This window comes from Streptomyces sp. NPDC088762 (genome assembly GCF_044750905.1).
GTDB lineage: Bacteria > Actinomycetota > Actinomycetes > Streptomycetales > Streptomycetaceae > Streptomyces.
In genome coordinates this window covers 88,993-111,458 of the sequence record NZ_JBIVKT010000004.1, presented here as the reverse complement: position 1 = coordinate 111,458, position 22,466 = coordinate 88,993, and the positions used below count along the sequence as shown (strand labels likewise).

Annotated in this window: 22 protein-coding genes; 14 read left to right on the top strand and 8 right to left on the bottom strand. The window is 72.8% G+C overall.

The window, feature by feature from the left end; genetic code table 11:
- Nucleotides 1-76 precede the first annotated feature (76 nt).
- The 3 genes from ACIP5M_RS12025 (at nt 77) to ACIP5M_RS12015 (ending at nt 4,667) form a co-directional block, all read left to right on the top strand.
- The gene (locus ACIP5M_RS12025; RefSeq protein ID WP_401195328.1) at nt 77-1,063 is read left to right on the top strand and encodes a helix-turn-helix domain-containing protein; all 987 of its coding nucleotides are present in this window, start codon (nt 77-79) and stop codon (nt 1,061-1,063) included.
- 116 nt (nt 1,064-1,179) lie between these two features.
- Entirely contained in the window at nt 1,180-2,535 is a 1,356-nt protein-coding gene (locus tag ACIP5M_RS12020) for a 6-phospho-beta-glucosidase (RefSeq protein WP_401195325.1), read from the top strand.
- Nucleotides 2,536-2,684: 149 nt separating this feature from the next.
- Nucleotides 2,685-4,667 (top strand): MDR family MFS transporter, encoded by a 1,983-nt coding sequence (locus tag ACIP5M_RS12015; protein ID WP_401196288.1) that lies wholly within the window; start codon nt 2,685-2,687, stop codon nt 4,665-4,667.
- Nucleotides 4,668-4,701: 34 nt separating this feature from the next.
- Here ACIP5M_RS12015 and ACIP5M_RS12010 read toward each other — a convergent pair whose 3' ends face one another.
- On the bottom strand, nt 4,702-5,202 hold the full coding sequence (locus tag ACIP5M_RS12010) for an NUDIX hydrolase (protein ID WP_401195323.1): 501 nt from the start codon (nt 5,200-5,202) through the stop codon (nt 4,702-4,704).
- Nucleotides 5,203-5,412: 210 nt separating this feature from the next.
- Here ACIP5M_RS12010 and ACIP5M_RS12005 point away from each other — a divergent pair, with 210 nt between their 5' ends.
- Nucleotides 5,413-6,813: an NAD(P)/FAD-dependent oxidoreductase gene (locus tag ACIP5M_RS12005; RefSeq protein WP_401195321.1), complete on the top strand. Its 1,401-nt coding sequence runs from the start codon at nt 5,413-5,415 to the stop codon at nt 6,811-6,813.
- 4 nt (nt 6,814-6,817) lie between these two features.
- Here the strand turns inward: ACIP5M_RS12005 and ACIP5M_RS12000 are convergent, their stop codons facing one another.
- Nucleotides 6,818-7,900, bottom strand: coding sequence for an ATP-dependent DNA ligase (locus ACIP5M_RS12000; RefSeq protein WP_401195318.1), 1,083 nt, complete (start codon nt 7,898-7,900; stop codon nt 6,818-6,820).
- A 75-nt stretch (nt 7,901-7,975) separates the two neighbouring features.
- Here ACIP5M_RS12000 and ligD point away from each other — a divergent pair, with 75 nt between their 5' ends.
- From ligD to ACIP5M_RS11970, 6 genes are all read left to right on the top strand, one after another.
- Entirely contained in the window at nt 7,976-8,995 is a 1,020-nt protein-coding gene (gene ligD, locus ACIP5M_RS11995) for a non-homologous end-joining DNA ligase (RefSeq protein ID WP_401195315.1), read from the top strand.
- A 94-nt stretch (nt 8,996-9,089) separates the two neighbouring features.
- Entirely contained in the window at nt 9,090-10,334 is a 1,245-nt protein-coding gene (locus tag ACIP5M_RS11990) for a serine hydrolase domain-containing protein (RefSeq protein ID WP_401196285.1), read from the top strand.
- A 37-nt stretch (nt 10,335-10,371) separates the two neighbouring features.
- Complete coding sequence (locus tag ACIP5M_RS11985; RefSeq protein ID WP_401195312.1) at nt 10,372-10,929, top strand: pyridoxamine 5'-phosphate oxidase family protein; 558 nt, start codon at nt 10,372-10,374, stop codon at nt 10,927-10,929.
- 100 nt (nt 10,930-11,029) lie between these two features.
- Nucleotides 11,030-11,413, top strand: a complete 384-nt coding sequence (locus ACIP5M_RS11980; protein WP_401195309.1) for a VOC family protein — start codon at nt 11,030-11,032, stop codon at nt 11,411-11,413.
- A gap of 169 nt (nt 11,414-11,582) precedes the next feature.
- Nucleotides 11,583-12,521: an alpha/beta fold hydrolase gene (locus tag ACIP5M_RS11975; protein ID WP_401195306.1), complete on the top strand. Its 939-nt coding sequence runs from the start codon at nt 11,583-11,585 to the stop codon at nt 12,519-12,521.
- A complete protein-coding gene (locus tag ACIP5M_RS11970) occupies nt 12,518-13,960 on the top strand; it encodes a DHA2 family efflux MFS transporter permease subunit (RefSeq protein WP_401195304.1) in 1,443 nt (480 codons plus the stop codon). Before ACIP5M_RS11975 ends, ACIP5M_RS11970 begins: the two co-directional genes overlap by 4 nt.
- Here the strand turns inward: ACIP5M_RS11970 and ACIP5M_RS11965 are convergent.
- Nucleotides 13,944-14,606 (bottom strand): TetR/AcrR family transcriptional regulator, encoded by a 663-nt coding sequence (locus ACIP5M_RS11965; RefSeq protein ID WP_401195301.1) that lies wholly within the window; start codon nt 14,604-14,606, stop codon nt 13,944-13,946. The two genes, ACIP5M_RS11970 and ACIP5M_RS11965, sit on opposite strands and share 17 nt — an antisense overlap.
- A gap of 146 nt (nt 14,607-14,752) precedes the next feature.
- Between ACIP5M_RS11965 and ACIP5M_RS11960 the strand changes: the two genes are divergently transcribed.
- Entirely contained in the window at nt 14,753-15,556 is an 804-nt protein-coding gene (locus ACIP5M_RS11960; protein ID WP_401195298.1) for a VOC family protein, read from the top strand.
- Between the two features lie 57 nt (nt 15,557-15,613).
- Nucleotides 15,614-15,862 (top strand): WhiB family transcriptional regulator, encoded by a 249-nt coding sequence (locus ACIP5M_RS11955; protein WP_401195296.1) that lies wholly within the window; start codon nt 15,614-15,616, stop codon nt 15,860-15,862.
- Between the two features lie 215 nt (nt 15,863-16,077).
- On the opposite strand, the gene ACIP5M_RS11950 is transcribed toward ACIP5M_RS11955, so the two are convergent.
- The 4 genes from ACIP5M_RS11950 to ACIP5M_RS11935 form a co-directional block, all read right to left on the bottom strand.
- Nucleotides 16,078-17,049 (bottom strand): acyl-ACP desaturase, encoded by a 972-nt coding sequence (locus tag ACIP5M_RS11950; protein ID WP_401195294.1) that lies wholly within the window; start codon nt 17,047-17,049, stop codon nt 16,078-16,080.
- Nucleotides 17,050-17,301: 252 nt separating this feature from the next.
- Complete coding sequence (locus ACIP5M_RS11945; RefSeq protein WP_401195292.1) at nt 17,302-17,448, bottom strand: hypothetical protein; 147 nt, start codon at nt 17,446-17,448, stop codon at nt 17,302-17,304.
- A 102-nt stretch (nt 17,449-17,550) separates the two neighbouring features.
- On the bottom strand, nt 17,551-19,188 hold the full coding sequence (locus tag ACIP5M_RS11940) for an ABC-F family ATP-binding cassette domain-containing protein (RefSeq protein WP_401195290.1): 1,638 nt from the start codon (nt 19,186-19,188) through the stop codon (nt 17,551-17,553).
- Nucleotides 19,189-19,396: 208 nt separating this feature from the next.
- Nucleotides 19,397-19,813 carry an SsgA family sporulation/cell division regulator gene (locus tag ACIP5M_RS11935; RefSeq protein WP_401195288.1) on the bottom strand — a complete coding sequence of 139 codons (417 nt, stop codon included), beginning with the start codon at nt 19,811-19,813 and terminating at the stop codon, nt 19,397-19,399.
- 304 nt (nt 19,814-20,117) lie between these two features.
- On the opposite strand from ACIP5M_RS11935, the gene ACIP5M_RS11930 reads away from it, so the two are divergent.
- Nucleotides 20,118-21,251 (top strand): WD40/YVTN/BNR-like repeat-containing protein, encoded by a 1,134-nt coding sequence (locus ACIP5M_RS11930; protein WP_401195286.1) that lies wholly within the window; start codon nt 20,118-20,120, stop codon nt 21,249-21,251.
- A 208-nt stretch (nt 21,252-21,459) separates the two neighbouring features.
- Here the strand turns inward: ACIP5M_RS11930 and ACIP5M_RS11925 are convergent, their stop codons facing one another.
- The gene (locus tag ACIP5M_RS11925; protein WP_401195283.1) at nt 21,460-21,759 is read right to left on the bottom strand and encodes a YciI family protein; all 300 of its coding nucleotides are present in this window, start codon (nt 21,757-21,759) and stop codon (nt 21,460-21,462) included.
- A gap of 26 nt (nt 21,760-21,785) precedes the next feature.
- Here ACIP5M_RS11925 and ACIP5M_RS11920 point away from each other — a divergent pair, with 26 nt between their 5' ends.
- Nucleotides 21,786-22,466 carry an endonuclease V gene (locus ACIP5M_RS11920; protein WP_401195281.1) on the top strand — a complete coding sequence of 227 codons (681 nt, stop codon included), beginning with the start codon at nt 21,786-21,788 and terminating at the stop codon, nt 22,464-22,466.

Genomic DNA, 22,466 nt, shown 5'->3' with positions numbered 1-22,466 from the left:
TGACACTCGAATGAGGTCGGTAGCAGGATCGCCACACGGAAATGAAGATCCAGACCGTGAGGAGGGGGAGCTCTCGGTGCCACATCTCGCAGCGGTGGGCCCGTCCGATGGCTTCGCCCGAGCCGGTGAGGAGCGCCTGGCGGGCGACGAGTCCGCACGCGGCGCTGTGCGGTCGGAGCGACGCAAGGAGATTTTGCGCCAGCGCCGCGAAGAGCTGGGGCTGAGCCAGGAGGACCTCGCGGCCCGGCTCCGTATTAGCGTGCGTGCGTACGGCAACTGGGAACGCGGCCTGGTCAAGGAGTGGACGGACCGCAAACTGCTCGCTCTCGCCGAGGCGTTGGAGATGAGCGAGCGGCAGTGCTTCTGGCTCTTCCGCGTCATGGTCGACCGCGATCCGCCGCCCACCTGGCGGGCCTCGGAGGAGAACCGGCTGCCCGAGGACCCCGCGCAGCGCGACTACCTGTGCGACTACGCGGCCCTCATGGAGGCCGTCCCCTACCCGAGCTTCCTGGTGGACCACCGCTGGGACGTCGCGCTGACCAACTCGGCCTTCGACCGGCTCTTCCAGTCGGTGCGACCGCACCCGACGGCCCTGCCGGACGACAACTTCCTGCGCTTCGTGCTCTTCCACCCGGACGCGGCGGGCGTGCTGGAGGACCACGAACCGGCCTGGTGCGTACCCCTCCTGGCGCAGTTCGCCACCGCGCTCGGCGCCGCCCCGGAGGACGAGGGGCTGTGCAGCATCCGCCAGGAGGTGGCCCGGGACCCGTTCATGGAGGCCGCCTACCGGTACGGGGTGCCGCACTGGCTGAGCATGCGCGGGGCCGAGGCCGCCGAGCAGGACGGGGCGGTGCGGACCGTGCGCCACCCCGACCCGCGGTGGGGGCTCGTGCGCTGCCGGATGGTGGCCGAAACCAGCCGGATGCTGGACGGCATGGGGCTGACCCGGATCACGCTGATCCTCTCCGCCCCGCAGGGCACGCCGACGGGCTACGTCCCGGGCCGCGGGGTCCCGCACCAGCAGGGCGCCCGGCTGCGGGCCGTGCCGTCGCCGGCGGAGTGAACCACCGGGGGAGACTGGTGCCATGACTCCGGCGCGCCGACCGCGCGCGGGCGGTGTGCCGGCCCCGTGCCCACCGGCACGCCACGGCACCGGGCACGGGCGAAGGGCGGTAGGGCGTGCGGCTGACGATCCTCGGCGGGGGCGGTTTCCGGGTACCGCTGGTCTACGGAGCACTGCTCGGCGACCACGCCGAGGGCCGGGTGACCCGGGTGACGCTGTACGACGAGGACGCCGGGCGGCTCGCGGCCATGGCCCGCGTGCTCGCGGACCAGGCGGCCGCCGCCCGAGTGCCGGACGCCCCGGCCGTCACGGCCACCGGGGACCTCGACGAGGCCCTGCGCGGGGCCGACTTCGTCTTCTCGGCCATCCGCGTCGGAGGCCTGGAGGGACGCGCCGCCGACGAGCGGATCGCGCTGGCCGAGGGAGTGCTGGGCCAGGAAACGGTCGGCGCGGGCGGGATCGCGTACGGCCTGCGGACCGTGCCGGTGGCCCGCGAACTCGCGCGCAGGATCGCCCGTACCGCACCCGGGGCATGGGTCATCAACTTCACCAACCCGGCCGGGCTGGTCACCGAGGCGATGGCCGAGGAGCTCGGCGAGCGGGTGATCGGGATCTGCGATTCCCCCGTCGGGCTCGGGCGGCGCATCGCCCGGCTGCTGGGCGCGCGGCCCGAGGAGGCCTGGATCGACTACGTCGGCCTCAACCACCTGGGCTGGGTGCGCGGGTTGCGCATCGGGGGCCGGGACGAGCTGCCCCGGCTGCTCGCCGACACCGAGGCGCTGGAGTCCTTCGAGGAGGGGCGGCTCTTCGGCGCCGAGTGGCTGCGCTCGCTCGGCGCGGTCCCGAACGAGTACCTGCACTACTACTACTTCAACCGTGACACCGTACGGGCCTACCAGGAGGCGGAGCGGACGCGCGGGGCCTTCCTGCGCGACCAGCAGCGCGGCTTCTACGCCGAGGCCGGCCGGGCCGGGCTGCCGGCCGGGGCGGCGCTGGCCGCCTGGGACCGGACCCGGGCCGAGCGCGAGGCCACGTACATGGCCGAGAACCGGGAGGCGGCGGGCGCCGGCGAGCGCGAGGAGAGCGACCTGGAGTCGGGGGGCTACGAGAAGGTCGCGCTGGCCCTGATGCGGGCCATCGCGCGCGACGAGCGGACCACGCTGATCCTCAACGTCCCCAACGGATCCACGCTGTCCGTCCTGGACGCGCAGGCGGTCATCGAGGTGCCCTGCCTGGTCGACGCGAACGGCGCCCACCCGGTGGGCGTCGCCCCGCTGCCGCTGCATGCGGTCGGGCTGGTGACCTCGGTGAAGGCCGTGGAGCGGGAGGTCCTCGCCGCCGCGGCGAGCGGCTCGCGGGCGACCGCGGTGAAGGCCTTCGCGCTGCATCCGCTGGTGGACTCGGTGGGGGTGGCCCGGCGGCTGCTGGACGGCTACGCCTGCGCGCATCCGGGCCTGGCCTACCTGCGCTGATCCCGGGGCGGGATCGCCCGTACGGCCCCGTGCCGCATGCGGTACGGCAGGGCTGCTGTGAGAGTGCGGATGTGACCACTGCCCCCGCCGCGGCCGCGGCGCCACCCGTGCTCGACCGGCGGAGGCGCAACGTCGTCTTCGGCACGATCATGCTCGGCGTGCTGCTGGCCGCACTCGACCAGACGATCGTGGGCACCGCGCTGCCCACGATCGTGGCGGATCTGGGCGGCGGGGACCACATGTCGTGGGTGGTGACCTCGTACCTGCTCGCCGAGACCGTCGCGACGGTGCTGGTGGGCAAGTTCGGCGACCTCTTCGGCCGGAAGCTGATCTTCCAGGTTTCGGCGGTCGTCTTCATCACCGGCTCCTTCCTGTGCGGCCTCGCCGGCAACATGTCCCTGCTCATCCTGTGGCGGGGCGTGCAGGGCATCGGCGCCGGCGGGCTCATGGTCACCTCCATGGCGCTGATCGCCGATGTGGTCCCGCTGCGGGAACGCGGCAAGTACCAGGGCGCGATCGGCGCCGTGTTCGGCGTGGCGACGGTGATCGGCCCGCTGCTGGGCGGGCTGTTCACCGACCATCTGAGCTGGCGCTGGGCCTTCTACGTCAACGTGCCCGTGGCGATCCTGGTCGTCGCGGCGGCCGCCCGGACGATCCCCTCGGTGCGCGCCGCGGCACGGCCGGCGATCGACTACCTCGGCATCGCGCTCGTCGCCGCCGGCTCCAGCGCGCTGATCCTGGCCACGAGTTGGGGCGGGAACGAGTACGCGTGGGGTTCGGGGACCATCATCGGGCTGTTCGCGGCCGGGGCGGTGGCCCTGGCGCTGTTCTGCGTGGCCGAGACGCGGGCGACGGAACCGATGCTGCCGATGCGGCTGTTCCGCAATCCGGTGTTCGCGGTCTGCTCCGTGCTGAGCTTCGTCGTCGGTTTCGCGATGCTCGGGGCGATGACCTTCCTGCCGACGTACCTGCAGTACGTGGACGGGGATTCGGCCACCGTGTCCGGCGTGCGGACGCTGCCGCTGGTCGTCGGCCTGCTGCTCGCGTCGGTCTTCAGCGGCAACGTCACCGGCAAGACCGGGCGGTACCGGATTTTCCCCATCGTGGGCAGCCTGGTGATGGCCGTTGGGCTGTACCTGCTGTCCCGGATGGGCCCGCAGACCGGTGCCTGGCTGGAATCGGTGTACATGTTCGTGCTCGGCGCCGGCATCGGCCTGTGCATGCAGGTGCTGACGATCGCCGTCCAGAACACCGTCGACTACGCCGACCTCGGCACGGCCACCTCGGGCGTCACCTTCTTCCGTACGCTCGGCAGCTCCTTCGGGACCGCCGTCTTCGGCACGATCTACGCCAACAGCCTGGGGCCCGAACTGAAGGCGGGCGTGGCGGAGGCGGCGCGCGCGACCGGGGCCGATCCGGCGGCGCTGGGGCGGGCGGCGCAGAGCCCGCAGGGCGTGCACGCGCTCGATCCGGCGCAGGCCGGACCTGTCATCGCCGCGTACGCGCAGGCCCTGCACACGGTGTTCCTGTGGACCGTGCCGGTCGCGGTGGTCGGCTTCGTCGTGGCGCTGTTCCTCAAGCAGGTCCGCCTGCGCGACACCGCCCGGGCCGGGTCCACGGACATGGGCGATGGCTTCGCCTCGCCGGCCACGGCCTCGGGGGACTCGGCCAAGCTGCTGGAGCTGGCGGTCGGAAAGCTCGTACGGAACATGGGGCCGCAGGAGGCACGCGCCATCGTCGAGGCTTCCGACACCCGGCTGGACATGGCGGGCGCCTGGGCGGTGATGCAGGTGGACCTGCTGACCAGGACGGTCGGCTACGCCAGTCTGGGGCTCGTCGCGAACCGCCGGTCCCTGCCGCCGGAGGTGCTGCTGCCGGTCTTCGACCGGATGGTCGACGAGGGGTACCTGACGCGGGAGGGCAACTTCCTCGCGCACACCGCGGCCGGGGCGCGGGAGGCGGCGGTCATCTCGCGCGCGTGGGCGGACTGGCTCGGCGACCGGCTGGAGAAGGACCGGGGGCGGCCGCGGAGCGCCGAACTGCGGGTGGCCGCGGACGCGATCGCGAAGCGGCTGCTGGCGGAGGACCTGGGCGAGGGCAACTTCGCGCCGCGGATGGGCGCGCGGGCTTAGGCCGTCTCTTTCGGATCTTGTCGGCCGGTCTCCGCTACCGGGCGCCGGCGGCGGGGTGCTCGGCCGTCGGGTAGTCGAACGAGGGTACGGGCGGCAGGGACGTGAGCTCCGGGCACCAGCTGCGCAGGACCGCGGCCGACGGGGCGTAGAGCGCGGCGGGGATCTCGGCCGGGGCGAACCACTGCCAGCGGACGATCTTGTGGGGCTCGGTGACGGCTGGCACGCCCTGCGCGGTGGTGGTGACGGCAGCCGCCGTCAGCCGGGTCACGCCGGATTTCGCGTCGATCTGGACGGACAGGACCCGGATCCCCTCGGGTGCCGCCCGCAGATCCGTCTCCTCGGCCAGTTCCCGGGCGGCGGCCTGCTCGAAGCCCTCGCCCGGGTCGACCTTGCCGCCGGGCAGTTCCCAGCGGCCGTCGTGCGCCTGGCCGAGCAGCACCCGGCCGTCCGGGCCGACAACGACCAGCCCGACGCCGACGACGGCATTGGGCTGGGGGACGGCTCGCTCGGGGCGTTCGCCGGTCGTGGTGGTCATGGACGTCCTTCCTGCCAATGGCTCCATTTGCCACTTCGGCAACAACGTTTGTCAAGCCGGGAGCTGACGGCCGCGGGGCACCTCCCGGCGGCAGAGGCGGAGGGACGGGGCGTACGGTCCAGGACACTTGTGCGGGTTTCGGTCAGGTCCCGCCCGCGCAGGCTCTGAGCGGTGTGATCGTCGTACGGATCATCGGTTCAGGGGGGCGCAATGGCACATGTGCTGGTCATCGGCGGAGGTCTGGGGGGACTGGCCACGGCCCTGCTCGCGGCCCGGAGAGGACACACGGCCGAAGTCTTCGAGCGGGACACCCGCGCCCCGGGCACCGCACTCGACCGCGACTTCTTCGGCTGGCGGCGGCCGACCGTACCGCAGGCCACCCAGCCGCACGCGCTGCTGGGGGCCGCGCGGAACCTCCTGCGCGACGAACTGCCGGACGTCCACCGGGAGATGCTCCGGCTGGGGGCCCGGGAACGGCACGAGCTGGACTGGTTCGACGTACGCCCGCCCGCGCGCCCCGGGGACGAGGACCTGGTGATGCTCCAGGCCAGGCGCATCGTGCTGGAGAGCGCCTTGGCGAGCGCCCTGCGCGCCGAACCGGGCGTCGTGGCGCGGTACGGGGAACCGGTGACCGGGCTGACGACGGCCCGGGGCGCCGGCGACGGGGGCGCGATCCGGGTGACGGGGGTGACCACGGGCTCCGGGAGCCACGAGGGGGACCTCGTGGTGGACGCGGGCGGACGGCGCGGCGGCGCCGAGCGCTGGCTGGCCGCCGCGGGCAGCCGGCCGCCCGTCGTGGAGCGGCACCGCACCGGGCTCGCCTACTTCTGCCGCTGGTACCGGCTGCCCGAGGGCATGGACGAGGGGCCGCGCCGGCCCTGGGCGGTGACGGGCGGGGCCTTCGCCGGATGCGCGGTCTTCCCCGCCGACAACCGGCTCTTCGCCGTGACCCTGTTCGTGCACACCGCGGACACCACGCGCTCCGCCCTGCGCGACCCGGCCGTCTTCGAGGCCGCCGCCCGCGCCTTCCCGCCCGGCGCGGCCTGGCTCGCCCTGGGTGCCGAGCCGCGCTCGGAGGTGCTGGCCACCGCGAGCCTGGACAACCGGTGGAGCGCGCTGGTGGACGAGCGGGGCCCGGTGGTGAGCGGGCTGGTGCCGGTCGGGGACGCGATCACGCACACCAACCCCACCCTCGGACAGGGCACCTCGCTCGCGCTGTGGGCGGCGCGCCGGGTGGCCCGTACGGCACACCGGGATCCGGGATCGGAGCGGTTCGCCGCCGACCACCACGCGTGGGCGGTGCGCACCCTGAAGCCGTGGTTCGACTTCCAGGTCGTCGCCGACGCGGCGATCGGGGAGCGGTTCGCGACCCGGGCCGTGCGCACGGGGCCGGCGCGCGAGGTGGCCGCACTGTTCGACTGCGCGCTGGAGGACCCCGAGGTGATGCGGGCGCGGGCTCGGGTCCGGCATCTGGCCGAGCCGCCGGAGCGGGCGTACGCGGATCCGGAGATCCGGGCCCGGGTGGCCCGCTGGCTGGCCGAGCGGCCGGACTACGCGCCGAACGCGGTGGGCCCGGGCCGGGCGGAGTGGGAGAAGCTGACGGCCGGCTGACGCCTCAGCGGGCGCCGGGGCCGGGGGGCGGGCCGAAGACCTCGGCGAGGTCGTATCCGACGGCCTCCTCCAGCTGGGCGTAGGTGCAGCTCTCCGGCGCCCGGTCGGGCCGCCAGCGGCGGAACTGGGCGGTGTGCCGGAAGCGGTCGCCCTCCATGTGGTCGTAGGCCACCTCGACGACCCGCTCGGGGCGCAGCGCCACCCACGACAGGTCCTTCTTGCCGGTCCAGCGGCTCTGCGCGCCCGGCAGCCGGGCGTCCTCGTGGGCGGACTCCTCGGCCCAGGCGGCCCACGGATGGCCCGCGGGCTCCGGCATGCGCAGGGGCTGGAGCTCCTCGACCAGCTCGGCGCGGCGCTTCATGGGGAAGGCGGCGCAGACGCCGACGTGCTGGAGGGAGCCGCGGTCGTCGTACAGGCCGAGCAGCAGCGATCCGACAATCGGACCGCTCTTGTGGAAACGGAAACCCGCGACGACGACATCGGCCGTACGCTCGTGCTTGATCTTGAACATGAGGCGGGCATCGGGCCGGTAGGGGAGATGCAGGGGTTTGGCGATCACCCCGTCCAGCCCGGCGCCCTCGAACCGCTCGAACCACTCCTGCGCGAGCGCGGGATCGGTGGTCGCGGGCGCGAGGTGGACGGGGGGCCGAGCGGTGGAGAGGGACTGGACGAGGGCGTTGCGGCGGTCGGCCAGCGGAGTGTCGAGGAGTGCCTCGTCACCGAGCGCGAGCAGATCGAAGGCGACGAAGCTGGCAGGGGTCGTCTCGGCGAGCAGCTTGACCCGGGACGCGGCGGGATGGATCCGCTCGGTCAGCCGGTCGAAGTCGAGGCGCCCGCCCATGACGATCACGATCTCGCCGTCCACCACGCAGCGGGCCGGCAGGTTCTCCTTCAGTGCCGTCACCAGCTCGGGAAAGTACCTGGTCAGGCTCTTTCCCGTCCGGCTGCCGATCTCGACCTCGTCGCCGTCGCGGTGCACGATGGCACGGAAGCCGTCCCACTTGGCCTCGTACTGCATGCCCGCCGGGATCTTCGCCACGGACTTCGCGAGCATCGGCTTCACGGGCGGCATCACTGGCAGATCCATGTCTCCGATTCTGCGGTGGTACGTCCGGCCCCGCCCGGTGTGCGCGCCCGGCCGGGCCCGCCTACCGTGGCGCACATGGGTGCTGCGGGCAATGCCATCGAGCTTGAGGCGGGCGGGCGCACGGTACGGCTGTCCAGCCCGGACAAGGTGTACTTCCCCGAGCGCGGCCTCACCAAGCGGGACGTGGCCGAGTACTACCTGGCCGTCGCGGACGGCATCACGCGCGCCCTGCGCAACCGGCCGACGACCCTCGAACGCTATCCGGACGGGGTGGAGGGCGAGTCCTTCTTCCAGAAGCGGGCCCCCAAGAACCTCCCCGGCTGGATCCCGACCGCCCACATCGCCTTTCCCAGCGGACGCAGCGCCGACGAGATCTGCCCGACCGAGCCGGCCGCCGTCCTGTGGGCCGCCAACCTGGGCTGCCTCACCTTCCACCCCTGGCCCGTGCGGCGCGAGGACACCGACCGGCCCGACGAACTGCGCATCGACCTGGACCCGCAGCCGGGCACCGACTACCACCACGCGGTGGCCGCCGCCCACGAACTGCGCACCCTGCTGGACGAACTGGGCCTGCGCGGCTGGCCCAAGACCTCGGGCGGGCGCGGGTTGCACGTCTTCGTGCCGATCGAGCCGCGCTGGACGTTCACCGAGGTCCGGCGGTGCGCCATCACCATCGGCCGCGAGCTGGAACGCCGGATGCCGGGCAAGGTCACCACGGCCTGGTGGAAGGAGGAGCGGGGCGAGCGGATCTTCGTCGACTACAACCAGACGGCGCGCGACCGCACGATCGCCTCCGCGTACTCCGTCCGCCCGCGCCCGCACGCCCCGGTGTCGGCGCCGCTGCGCTGGGACGAGGTGGACGACGCCGAGCCGCGCGACTTCGACATCGTGACGATGCCGGCCCGGTTCGCCGAACTGGGCGACCTGCACGCTGACATGGACGAGCACGCCTTCAGCCTGGAACCCGTACTGGAAATCGCCGACCGCGACGAGCACGATCACGGGCTGGGCGACATGCCCTACCCCCCGGACTACCCGAAGATGCCGGGCGAGCCGAAGCGCGTCCAGCCGAGCCGGGCGAAGCGCGAAGACTGACCCTCCTGGCTCCGTCTCGCGGGGGTGGTGGTGCGGGCCTAGTCTGGTTCTGCCGTCTTTGTCCCGGTACGGCAGGAGGCGCACCGTGAGTTCCATGCATTCCACGCCCCGTCGGATGCGCAGGGGCTGCGCGGCAGTCGCCGCCGCGAGCCTGCTCCTCGCGCCGGCCCTCGCGGGATCCGCGTATGCGGCGCCGAGTGCCCAGGGGCAGAACGTCTTCGCCGCCCCCGTCCCGCCGCCCTCCCCGGACGGTTCCGCGGAATTCCGGCAGCTCACTCCGGCCGTCGCGGCGCAACTCGACGCCGCGATCCGCGAGGTCATGCGCGAGACGAAGGTGCCGGGCGTGGTCGCGGGCCTCTGGGCCCCGGGCAAGGGCAGTTACGTGAAGGCCTTCGGGGTCGCGGACAAGGAGACCGGCGCGCCCATGAAGACCGACGTCCACCAGCGCATCGGCAGCGAGACCAAGACCTTCACCGTCACCGCCCTCCTCCGGCTCGTCGACCAGGGCAAGCTGGGGCTGGACGACCCGATAGGCAAGTACATCAACGGTGTTCCGAACGGCGACCGCATCACCCTGCGCGAACTCGCCGGAATGCGCAGCGGGCTCTTCAACTACAGCGAGGACGACGACTTCGACAAGGCACTGGAATCCGGGCCCAACCGCGTCTTCACCCCCCAGCAGCTGCTCGACTACTCGTTCAAGCACCCGGTGCAGTTCGCGCCCGGTGAGAAGTTCGAGTACAGCAACACCAACCTGATCCTGCTCGGCCTGGTGATCGAGAAGGTCACCGGCCGCCCGCTCCATGACGTCATCCGGCAGGACGTGCTGGAACCGGCCGGGCTGCGCCACACGGTCTTCCCCACGGACGCCGCCTTCCCCGAGCCGCACGCGCAGGGCTACACCGACGAGTCGGTGTCGGGCGAGATCGTGAACGCGACCGACTGGAACCCCTCCTGGGCGTGGGCCGCGGGAGCGATGATCTCGGACCTCCAGGACCTGCGCAGCTGGGCACGCACCCTTGCCACCGGCACGCTGCTGACGCCCAAGACCCAGGCCGAGCGCCTGAAGACCGTCACGATCGGCATCCCCGGCGCCGGGTACGGCCTGGGCATCTTCGACATCCAGGGCTGGCTGGGCCACAACGGCTCACTGCCCGGCTACGAGGTCCTGGCCGTCTACCTGCCGCAGGCGCAGGCGACCATGGTCCTCCTCCTCAACACCGACGTCCTGCACGACGGCCAGGAACCCAGCACCCTCTTCGGCGAGGCCGTCACCCGCATCGTGACCCCGGGTCACGTCTACCCGGGGCACAAGCCGTCTCCGCCGAAGCACGACTGAGCCCCGGAGCCGCGGCGGGGCGCAAGGGAGTGACGCCATGCCAGGACGAGGATCCGCGAAGCAACCCACCACCGAACTCGACGCCCGCTACAGCTCGGCTCTGCAGCCCCGCCCGGGTGCCGCGGACGTCACCGCCACCGACTGGGCCGAGGCCCGGCGGCGGCTGGAGGCCGCCGAGATCTTCTGGGCGTCCACCGTGCGGCCCGACGGCCGGCTGCACGTCACTCCCGTGATCGCCGCCTGGCACGAAGGGGCGCTGTACTTCTCCACGGGCCCGGGCGAGCAGAAGGCGAAGAACCTCGCCCATGACGGGCACTGTGCGCTGACCACCGGCGGCAACTCGCTCACCGAGGGGCTCGACCTGGTGGTCGAAGGCACGGCGGAGCGGGTTGCCGATGCGGCGCTGCTGGAGGAGGTGATCGCGGCGTACGAGGCGAAGTACGGCTCGCACATCACCTCCCCCGAGGGGACGTTCCACGGCATCGGGGACGCGTTCCGGAGGGGGGACGCGGTGGTGTTCGCGGTGGCCCCGGCCACGGCGTACGGCTTCGGCCGGGACGACGGGGTCTACACGCACACCCGGTGGACGTTCTGAGTCTGCTCTGAACGGCGTCGCCGGGGAAGTCCCGTACTCGACAGGCGGTTCAGCCCCGGTGACCGCCCAACTCACGCGTCATGTCCGTACACTGACGGGCATGGCATGCCGTATCACCGAGCTGGTCCTCGACTGTGCCGACCCCGAGCGGCTCGCCGCATTCTGGAGCGGGGTCCTGGGCTATGCCGAACTGGGCCGGGACGACGACGGAAGCATCGAGATCGGCCCGCCCGGCGCCGGCTCCGGCGGCCCGCAGCCCACTCTCCTCCTCAGCCCCAGCGATGACCCGCGGACCGGGAAGCTCCGCCTTCACATCGACGTGAACCCGACCGACCGCGACCAGGACGCCGAGCTGGAGCGGCTGCTCGCCCTCGGCGCCAGGCCGGTCGACGTCGGCCAGACCGGCAGCGAGAGCTGGCACGTCCTGGCCGACCCCGAAGGCAACGAGTTCTGCCTCCTGCGCAGCCGGGTCCGGCCGGTCTGATCCGTACTCCGAAGTCTTCGAGCCGCTCGGCTCCCGCATGGGCTGTCTACGCCTCGAAAACAACACGAACGATCGTGCTAATATCTTCTCACCACCCTGCCGGTTGGTGCCACCTGGCCGCCTGGTCAGTGGCCATCTGAGGAGATCCGGAGAACCGGGCATGCACCCCATGGCTTCACTCCTGCGCACCACCCTCGACGTCAGCGCCCGGCTCGCCCCGGGCCTGGCCGGAGCGCCCGCCTTCGCGCTGTTCGTCCGGCCGCTCGGCCGGCCGCGGCTCCGCCCCGAGGAGGCGGAGGTCATGGCGCAGGCCCGGACCGGCCGGATGCTCGTGCGGGGGATACCCGTCACCACGTACCGGTGGGGCGACGGAGAACGGCCCGTCCTGCTGGTGCACGGCTGGTCCTCGCGCGCCTCGCGGTTCGCGGGCTTCGTCGAGGCCCTGCGGGCCGAGGGGCGCACGGTGGTCGCCTTCGACGCCCCCGGCCACGGCGAGTCCGGCGGCCGGGCCTCCACGGTCCGCGACTACCGCGAGATCATCAGTCGGCTGCACGCCGAGTACGGGGACTTCTCGACCGTCCTCGCCCACTCCGTCGGCGTCCTCGCCGGCCTCTTCAGCCTGCGGGACGGGGTCCGTGCGGACCGGGTGATCGGCATCGGGGGCATCGCCGAATTCGGTTATCTCCTGGATCAGTTCCGCGCCCGGCTGGGGGTGGGCGAGGCGGTCGAGCGCGTGCTGCGCAGCCACATCGAACGGCGCGTGTTCCCCGGCGAGGCCGACATCTGGCAGCGCCTCGACGCCACCCGCGGACCCGCCGACCGGCAGATGCCGATCCTCCTCATCCACGACGTGGACGATGACGTCGCGGACCCCGCCCAGTCCCGCGCGATCGCCGCGGCCCACGGTTCCCGGGCCCGCTTGATCGAGACCAGCGGGCTGGGGCACCGCCGCATCCTGGCGGACCGGCGAGTCATCGCGGAAGCGGTCGAGTTCGCCGTATCGCCCCCGCCGCCCCCGTCGCCCGAGTCATCCGAGTCATCCGAATCGTCCGCGACGTCCCCCTCGTCCCGGCCGTCGGACGCCCGTGCTTCGGCGGTGGCCCGATGACGCACCCCGGTCCGCAGATCACCGACGCCACCCGCGCCCCCTCCGGCCCCGGCCCCGGCCCCGGCGCCGGCGCCGGCCCGGACGCCCGGCGGATTCTTCTCCTCGCCTGTGCCGTCACCTTCCTCGCCTTCCTCGACGCCACCGTCGTCAACGTCGCCTTCCCCGACCTGCGGCGCGCCTTCCCCGCCGTGTCCCTGGCCCGGCTCACCTGGGTGGTCAGTGCCTACGCCGTCCTGTTCGCCGCCCTGCTGGCCGCCGCCGGACGGCTCGCCGACACCCTCGGCCGGCGCGTCCTGTTCCTGGGGTCGGCCCTCGCCTTCACCCTCACCTCGCTCGCCGCGTCCGTGGCCCCCTCCGCGGAGCTGCTGATCCTCGCGCGCGCCCTTCAGGGGGCGGCGGCCGCCGGGATGATCCCGGCCGCGCTGGGACTCGTACTCGCCCACACACCGCCCGCGCGGCGAGCCGCGGCCCTCGGTGCCTGGGGTGCCGCGGGCGGGCTCGCCGCGGCCATCGGCCCCAGCCTCGGGGGACTGCTCGTCGAGGTGTGGGACTGGCGCGCGATCTTCCTCGTCAACGTGCCGCTGGGCCTGGCGGTCTGCTGGGCCGCCGCCCGCGCCGTGCCCCGCGACGCCCGTTCGGCGCGCCGACTGCCCGATCCTCTCGGTACGTTCGCTCTCGCGCTCGGCATCGCGGGCGTGGTGACCGGCCTCTCCCAGGGCGAGGAGTGGGGCTGGACCGACCCTGCGGTGCTCGGGCTGCTGGGCGGCGGAGCCTTGTCGGCCGCCACCGCGCTCCACCGCTCGCGGCGGCACCCGGCCCCGGCCGTCGACCTCGACCTGTGGCGCGACCCGGTCTTCGCGCGCGCCACCATCGGGGCACTGCTCTTCGGCGCCGGGATGTACGCGTGGCTGCTGACCGGACCCTCCTACCTCATCGCGCGGTGGGACTACTCGGTCCTCGAAGCCGGTTTCGGCGTCACGCCGGGAGCCGTACTGGCCACCGTCGGCGCCTGGTTCGTCGGCCGCCGCGTCCCGGTCCGCCTGCAGTGGGCGGCGGTCACCCTCGGCTCCCTGCTGTTCGCCGCCAATGCCCTGCTGCTGTGGGGGTGGGCCGACGCCTCGACCTCGTACGCACAGATCTTCCTGCCGGCGGGCCTGCTGGGCGGCCTCGGCATCGGAATGGTCCTGACCGCCCTCTCCACGGCCGCCTCGGCCGCCCTCCCGCCGCAGCGGTTCGCCGCGGGCACGGGACTGTTGATGACGGCCCGTCAACTCGGGGGCGCGCTCGGCGTCGCGGCCACCGCGGCCCTGCTGACCGGGGCCGGTGACCACTGGCGCGCGGTCTTCCTGCTGGTCGCGGTCGCCGCTCTGGCCGCGACGGCCGCGGGCTGGTCGATGCGGGTGCGGGGAGCGGCGGGCGGGGTCAGGAAGGGGAGCTGACCGCCGACGGCCGGTCCGGGAGTTCCCCCGGGGCGGCCGCCACCGCGCGCAGCCGGTCGAGGATGCCTCGGCCGGCCCTTTCGTATGCCACCGGGTCGTCGTGCAGGACGGAGTGTGCGTTGGCCAGTTCCATCAGGGCGATCACCTCGAAGGCGAGCTGCGGCACGTCCGCCGCGCCGACTCCGTCCCGGAACGCGCCCACGAGCCGTGCCTCGTCCAGGATCCGCTCGATGTAACGCGTCCAGTCGGCGCGCACCTTGGCGATCTCGTCGCGTACGGGCCCGGGGCGCGCGTCGAACTCCGCGGAGACGGAGTAGAAGAAGCAGCCGCCCGGGAAGATGCGCCGCCCGGAGTAGTCGAGCCAGCGCTCGCACACCGTCCACACCTTGGTGAGGCCGGCGGGGTCCTGGCGTACGGGCCGGACCACCTGCTCGACGAACACGTCCACGGCGGCGCGGACGGTGGCGAGCTGAAGGTCCTCCTTGGAGCCGAAGAGCGCGAAGACACCGCTCTTGCTCAGACCGAGATCCGCGGCGATCTTCCCCAGGGACAGGCCTTCGAGACCGTCCACGGAGGCGATGCTCATGGTCCGGTCGAGAACGGTCCTTCGCGTCTGGTTCCCGCGCTCCACGCGTCCGTCTGCCATTCCGCCATCTTACCGAACGCACGGTCGTGCACTCTGTGCCGAGGCAGCCGGGCCGCTGTCAGTGGGGGGTGCGATGCTCGGAGAGGAGAGGGCAGGGACGGCAGCACGGCAGCGGAGGACTGCAGAGGCGGGAAGGAGTACGGGCCATGCTCACCACGGACTACAGGGACGGTTCCCCGAACTGGGTGGACCTCGGCACGCCGGACATCGACGGCGCCGCCGGGTTCTACCGGGGACTGTTCGGCTGGGACTTCCTCGCGGGCGGCGAGGAAGCAGGCGGGTACGGGACGTTCCGCCTCGGCGACAGGACGGTCGCGGGCGGCATGGCCGCTCCGGCGGACCAGGGCCCGTCCGCCTGGCAGGTGTACTTCCAGACCTCGGACGCGGACGCGACGGCGGCGGCCGTGACCAAGGCGGGCGGCACCGTGACGTTCGAGCCGATGGACGTCATGGACCTGGGGCGGATGGCGGTGTTCGCCGACCCGGCGGGAGTGGGCTTCGGAGTCTGGCAGCCCCGGAAGAACCGCGGCCTGGACGCGGTGACCGAGGTGGGCACGATGTGCTGGACGGAGTTGTACACGGGAGACGTGGCCGCGGCGGCCTCCTTCTACGGGGAGGTCTTCGGCTGGGAGCTCGGCGAGATGCCGTTCGAGGGCGGCACCTACACGATGGTCAGACCTGCCGGTACCACGGACGAGGCGGCCTTCGGCGGCCTGGTCCCGATGTCGGCGGACCCGGTGGAGGACACCGAGCGTCCCTACTGGACCCCGTACTTCGAGGTGGGCGACTGCGACGTGACGGCGGCGAAGGCGGAGGAGTCGGGCGGCAAGGTGCGCCTGACGCCGGTTTTCATGGAGGGCGTCGGCCGCTTCGCGAAGCTGGCGGATCCCTACGGGGCACGGTTCGCGGTCATAGCCAGCGCCCCGCCGGTCCCGCCGGCAGGGGTGTGACTGGGTATTGATCGGGCGTTGATCGGACGTCCATCGGCGGCGGTCAGTATCTCCGGCATGTCGATGAACACCACTGCCGCAGCCACCGCCACCGCCTGGTACGACCTCGCCCTGTGCGCCCAGACGGGCCCGGGCTTCTTCTTCCCGGAGCCGGGCTCGTCCCTGCGGGAGGCGAAGCGGTTGTGCGGGGCGTGCGAGGGGAGGGCGGCGTGCCTGGAGTACGCCCTGGCCCATGACGAGCGCTTCGGCGTCTGGGGCGGCCTCTCGGAATCCGAACGCCACGCCTTGCGGCCCCAGCGCCCTTGATCAGGTCCGGGTCGCCTTCCCGCACCGCACCGCCGTGCCGGCCCTGCCTGCAGGGCACCTCTCGAACCCGCCGCCCACGCGTAACCCTGGCAGAGCACGGCTCTGCCAGGGCAAGGGGCGTCGCTCGGGCGAGCGAGCGGGAACCGGTCAGGACCGAGCCCCAGGGGTCCAGGAGCCGGCCGCTCCCGGGGGTCGGGGGTCCTGGGGTCCCGGCGTCAGCCCTTGCGGGCCGCGATGCGCGCCGCGCGGGCGGCCAGGCGCTCGTCGAACTTGCGGGCCTCGGAGTCCAGGCCGTTCATGAAGAGGCCGAGCTCCTCCTGGGCCTTCTGGCCCTCCGGGCCCAGACCGTCGATGTCCATGATCTTCAGGAAGCGGATCACGGGGCTCAGCACGTCGTCGTGGTGGATCCGCAGGTTGTAGACCCCGCCGATCGCCATCTGCGCGGCCATCCGCTCGAAGCCCGGCATGCCGTGTCCGGGCATCCGGAAGTTGACCACGACGTCCCGCACGGCCTGCATCGTCAGGTCCGGGGCGATCTCGAAGGCCGCTCCCAGCAGGTTGCGGTAGAAGATCATGTGCAGGTTCTCGTCCTGCGCGATGCGCGCCAGCATCCGGTCGCAGACCGGGTCGCCCGACTGGTGGCCGGTGTTGCGGTGCGAGATGCGGGTCGCGAGCTCCTGGAAGGCCACGTACGCCACCGAGTGCAGCATCGAGTGGCGGTTGTCGGACTCAAAACCCTCCGACATGTGCTGCATGCGGAACGCTTCCAGCTTGTCCGGGTCCACGGCGCGCGAGGCCAGCAGGTAGTCGCGCATCACGATGCCGTGGCGCCCCTCCTCGGCGGTCCAGCGGTGCACCCAGGTGCCCCAGGCGCCGTTACGGCCGAAGAGGGTCGCGATCTCGTGGTGGTAGCTGGGGAGGTTGTCCTCGGTCAGCAGGTTCACGACCAGCGCGATCTTGCCGATCTCGGTGACCTTGGACTGCTCCGGGTCCCAGGCCTCGCCGTCCTCGAAGAAGCCGGGGAAGTTCCGGCCATCGCTCCACGGGACGTACTCGTGGGGCATCCAGTCCTTGGTGACCTGCAGGTGGCGGTTGAGCTCCTTCTCCACCACCTCTTCCAGCGCGTACAGCAGCTTGGCGTCGGTCCACGCCTCCGAGCTGCCGAGGTGGGGAGAGGTGATCGTCACGGGTACTCCTGGGTGCAAAGCGAATTACCTACGGTTCCGTAGCCTACGGAGTCGTAGGTTAAGCGCGACATCAAGACGAGCCAAGCCCCAGCCGTCCCTATGTCTGGTTACATCCAGTTATCTATGCAGTTTGCGGGGGGCATGAAGCGGAAGCGGAAGGGAAAAGTCGCGCGGAAACCGCAGCGTGCCGGGCCCGCCGGAACCGCCGTCACGCCGAGGGGTGGTCGGCCGCCCCCGCCTTGACGGAGGAGATCAGCGCCGTGGGGCGTCGACGGAGCCGGTGGCGCGGGCGGCGGACTCGGTCGTTCCGGTGTGGGCCCCGTCCTCGGCGGCGCGGCCGAAGCGGAAGCGGTTGGCCCCCGGGTTACGGAAAGCCCCGCCCCGGGGGATATCGGTCATAGCGGTCGGCGGCCCCGGCGGGCGCAGCCGCTCCGGCACCCCCGCGACGCGCCCCCGGCCCCGGCCCACCCCGGCCCCCGTCGCCCCCGACCTACGGCCCCGTCACCCGTGCCACAGCACCTCGCGGACCTCCTCGGCCGTCGTCGCCCGCAGTTCGCCGTCCAGGAGCAGCCATCGGGTGACGCCGATGGACTCGAGGAACGGCATGTCGTGGCTCGCCACCACCAGCGCGCCCTCGTAGGCGTCCAGCGCGTCCGTCAGCTGACCCACACTGGCCAGGTCCAGGTTGTTCGTCGGCTCGTCCAGCATCAGCAGCTGCGGAGCGGGCTCCGCCAGCAGCGCCGCCAGCGCCGCCCTGAAGCGCTCGCCGCCCGACAGGGTGCCGGCCGGGCGGTCCGCGCGGGCGCCCCGGAAGAGGAAGTGCGCGAGCCGCGCCCGGATCACGTTGTTCGTGGCCTGCGGGGCGAACCGGGCCACGTTCTCCACGACCGAACGGCTGTCGTCGAGCACGTCCAGCCGCTGGGGCAGGTACCGCGCGGCGACGTGGGTCACCGCCGCTCCGGACTCCGGCGCGACGAGCCCCGCGATGGTGCGGAGCAGCGTGGTCTTGCCCGAGCCGTTGCGGCCCACCAGTGCGATCCGCTCCGGGCCGCGCAGCTCCCACTCGCCCCGTACGCCGGCCCCGTGGACCAGGCGGAGATCGCTCAGGGTCAGGACGCGCCGCCCCGGTGGCACCCGGGTGGCGGGCAGTTCGATCCGGATGGTGTCGTCGTCGCGCACCGCCTCCACCGCCTGGTCCAGCCGCTCCTTCGCCTGCGCCAGCTTCTCGGCGTGCATGGTGCGGTGCTTGCCGGCCGATTCCTGGGCGGCGCGCTTGCGGGCGCCCATCACGATCTTCGGCTCGCGCTTGTTCTCGTACATCTTCTGCCCGTACCGCTTGCGCCGGGCCAATTTGACCTGGGCGTCGGCCAGTTCGCGCTTCTGGCGCTGTACGTCGGCCTCCGCGACCCGGACCATCCGCTCGGCCGCCTCCTGCTCGGCGGCGAGCATCTGCTCGTAGTCCGTGAAGTTGCCGCCGTACCAGCGGACTTCGCCGTCGCGCAGATCGGCGATCTGGTCGACCCGCTCCAGCAGCTCCCGGTCGTGGCTGACCACGACCATCACGCCGGTCCAGGATTCGACCGCCGCGTACAGGCGGCCCCGGGCCCGCAGATCAAGGTTGTTGGTGGGTTCGTCCAGGAGCAGGACGTCGGGGCGCGCGAGCAGCAGGGCGGCGAGCCGCAGCAGGACGCCCTCACCGCCCGAGACCTCTCCGACGGTACGGTCCAGCCCGATCCGGGCGAGCCCGAGCTGGTCGAGCGTGGCCAGGGCCCGCTCCTCCACGTCCCAGTCGTCGCCGACGGCGGCGAAGTTCGCCTCGGTGGCCTCGCCCGCCTCGATGGCGTGCAGGGCGGCGCGGGTCGTGTGGATGCCGAGCGCCTCGTCCACGCGCAGCGCGGTGTCGAGGGTGATGTTCTGCGGCAAGTGGCCGACGGTGCCGGCCATGGACAACTGCCCGTCAGACGGGGTGAGTTGGCCGGCGATCAGCTTCAGCAGGGTGGATTTCCCGCAGCCGTTCCGTCCGATCAGCCCGGTGCGGCCGGGGCCGACGGCGAGGTGGAGCCCGTCGAAGACGGGAGTGCCGTCGGGCCAGTCGAAGGACAGTGCGGAGCAGGTGACGTAAACAGGGGGATGACTCATGGAGGCCTCCAGGTTGCGTGAGTGGTGCGTGCAACGCGGGGAGACAGCCGACGGTCGATCAATGGACAAAGGTCAATGGCCGGGGGTCGGTGTCTCGGACCTCAGAAGAGCAACGTCCTGCTCCGTTCGACGGCGATGGGGCGCCTACGAAGCTACGGGCGGCCGGAGCCGCCCGCAAACGAATTACGGACCGGCGGGCGGCCGCGGCTCAGCAGGTGTCGCGCATCAACTCGGCCAGGCTGTGGTCCATGTCGAGGTAGAGGTGCTCCAGGCCGGGCGGGACCACGGTGGAGGCCCGCTCCAGGAACCGGCGCAGCTCCGCCGTCACCATGAGCACGACCGCGACGCCCTCCGGCGCGTGGAACTCGATCGTGGTCCGGTCGGCGTCGTACGGGCGCACGCGCACGTCGCCCCAGCCCGACGGCCGCTCCAGCCCGGACTCCAGCAGCTCGCGCGCGAAGGTCCAGGAGATCTCGACGCCCTCGAGGGTGGCCGGGGCGGGGAACGCCATGCGCACGGCGTACGGATCCGCGCGGTCGTAGCAGAGGGTGACGGGAACGGTCTCGACCTTCGGCGCGGTGGCGACCAGACGGGCCTGTACGGCCTGCTCGATGACAGTGATCAAGGCTCACTCCCTTGCGGCGGATCTGCTGCCGGGTTGAGGGGTGGAACCCGGCAACCCGATAGACGCCGGAATCGGCAAATCCGTGCAGGCCCGGTGACGTGAGCTGTGTCACGGGTTGGCCGGAATCAACCCGTGTGATCGCACAGAGTGACCACGGGGGAGAGGCGGCGGGCGGCGGGCCGGTCGGTTCCACCCGTTCCGGAGAGAGGCAAAAGGGCCGGTTAGCGATCACTCCACAGGACCAACGCGGCCTCCGGGGAGGCACCCTGGACGGGACTTCGGGGGTGCGTTAGCTTCCGGCGCCATGAGACTTCTGGGAGTGGAAGCGAGAGCGGGAGTGGGAGCGGGCCTGTGCGCGGCGGCGCTGGTGGTGGGGCTCGCGGCCGCACCCGCCCGGGCCGACGGGGCCTTACCGGCCCTGCCGGGCGGAGCCGCCGCCGTGACGCCGGGCCGGCCCGGCGCGGGCTGGGCGCTGAAGGACACCGGCAAGGACGCGCGGTTCCGCGGCCTGGCCGCGGTCAGCCGGAGCACCGCCTGGGTGGCCGGCTCCAAGGGGACGGTACTGCGCACGGTGGACGGCGGGCGCAGCTGGCAGGACGTCTCGCCGCCGGGTGCGGTCGCCGAGGGACTGGAACTGCGCGATGTCGAGGCCTTCGACGCGCGGCGCGCCGTGGCCCTGTCGATCGGGGAGGGGGAGGCTTCCAGGGTGCTGCGCACCGAGGACGGCGGCGCCACCTGGACCGAGACCTTCCGCAACCCCGACCCGCGCGCCTTCTACGACTGCCTCACCTTCTTCGACTCCCGGCACGGACTGGCGATGAGCGACCCCGTGGACGGGAAGTTCCGCATCCTGTCGACGGACGACGGCGGGCGCAGCTGGCGGGTCCTGCCGGCCGAGGGCATGCCGGCCGCGCTGCCCGGCGAAGCGGGCTTCGCGGCGAGCGGCCAGTGCCTGGTGGCGGCGGGCCCGCGCGACGTCTGGCTGGCCACGGGCGGCGGGGCCACCGCGCGCGTGCTGCACTCCGCCGACCGCGGACTGACCTGGCGGGCCGCCGAATCCACCCTCCCGGCCGGGGACCCGGCCCGCGGGGTCTTCGCCCTCGCCTTCCGCGACCGTACGAGGGGACTCGCGGTCGGCGGCGACTACCGCACCGGGCAGGCCTCCCCGCAGGCCGCGGCCGTGTCCTCCGACGGCGGCCGCACGTGGAGCCGGGCGGCCACCCCGCCGCCGGCCTACCGGTCCGGGGCGGCCTGGTACCCGTACGGCGGCGGCACGGCCCTCGCGGTCGGTCCGACGGGCACGGACGTGACGCTGGACGGGGGCCACACCTGGCGGAGCCTGGAGGCGGGCTCGTTCGACACCGTCGACTGCGCACCGGACGCGGGCTGTTGGGCGGCGGGGGAGAAGGGCCGGGTGGCCCGGCTGGAACGCCGCTGACCCGGGCGGGCCCGGGACGATCAGGGCTTCACCCGGCTCATGACCGGAACGGGGAACGGGCGGCGGGGACGCCGGCGTGAGCCCCCAACCCCCTGACGGAACCGGTCGAGTAACTGGCCGGCGACCAGCGGCGTCCGGAGTGGATCAGGGTCGGGCAGCCCGCGGTGCCAGGCGCCCCCGGGGTCCGGCCCTGACCGCCGGACAGCCCCTAGACCGCGGGGTTCTCGCGGACCGTCGACAGGTCCGCCGAGGTCCTCGTGGCCATGAACTCGGTGATGCGGTAGGCGCAGACGCCCGCCACCGTGAAGGGGTCCTCGGCGGCGATCTTCTCGATCTCCGCGCGGGAGACCCCGCCGGCGAGGATGACGCCGCCGTCACGCGGGACCTTGCGCCCCGACGCGAGGAACACGCCGGCGGCGTAGTAACCGTCCAGCCATGCGATGTGGGCGTCCATCTCCTCTTCGACGGCTTCGATGGGCGCGATGTAGGTGAGCTCCATGACGAACATGATCGCCAGGCTACTCTCGCACCATCATGACGAGTGAGAACACCCCCGCCGACGAGGCCGAGGCCCGGGCGATACAGGACGAACTACGCCACCGGCTCGTGCTCACCGAGCCCGGCCCGCCCCCCGGCCGCGGACTGGTCGCCGGCGTCGACGTGGCCTACGACGACGCCCGCGACCTGGTCGCCGCCGCGGCGGTGGTGCTCGACGCCGCCACCCTGGAGGTCGTCGAACAGGCCACCGCCGTCGGCCGCGTCAGCTTCCCGTACGTGCCCGGGCTGCTCGCCTTCCGCGAACTGCCGACCGTACTGGCCGCCCTCGACTCCCTCACCGCCACGCCCGGCCTCGTCGTCTGCGACGGCTACGGCCTGGCCCACCCCCGCGGCTTCGGTCTCGCCAGCCACCTCGGCGTGGTCACCGGCATCCCGGCCATCGGGGTCGCGAAGAACCCCTTCACCTTCACGTACGAGGAACCGGGCGCCCGGCGCGGCGACGCGTCCCCGCTGCTCGCGGCCGACGGCACCGAGGTGGGCCGGGCGCTGCGGACCCAGGACCGCGTCAAGCCGGTCTACGTCTCCGTGGGAAGCCGCGTCTCGCTCGACAACGCCTGCGCCCACACTCTCGCCCTCAGCCCCCGGTTCCGCATCCCCGAGACCACCCGGCACGCGGACTCCCTGTGCCGCCGCGCCCTGCGCGAAGCCGCCGGGTGA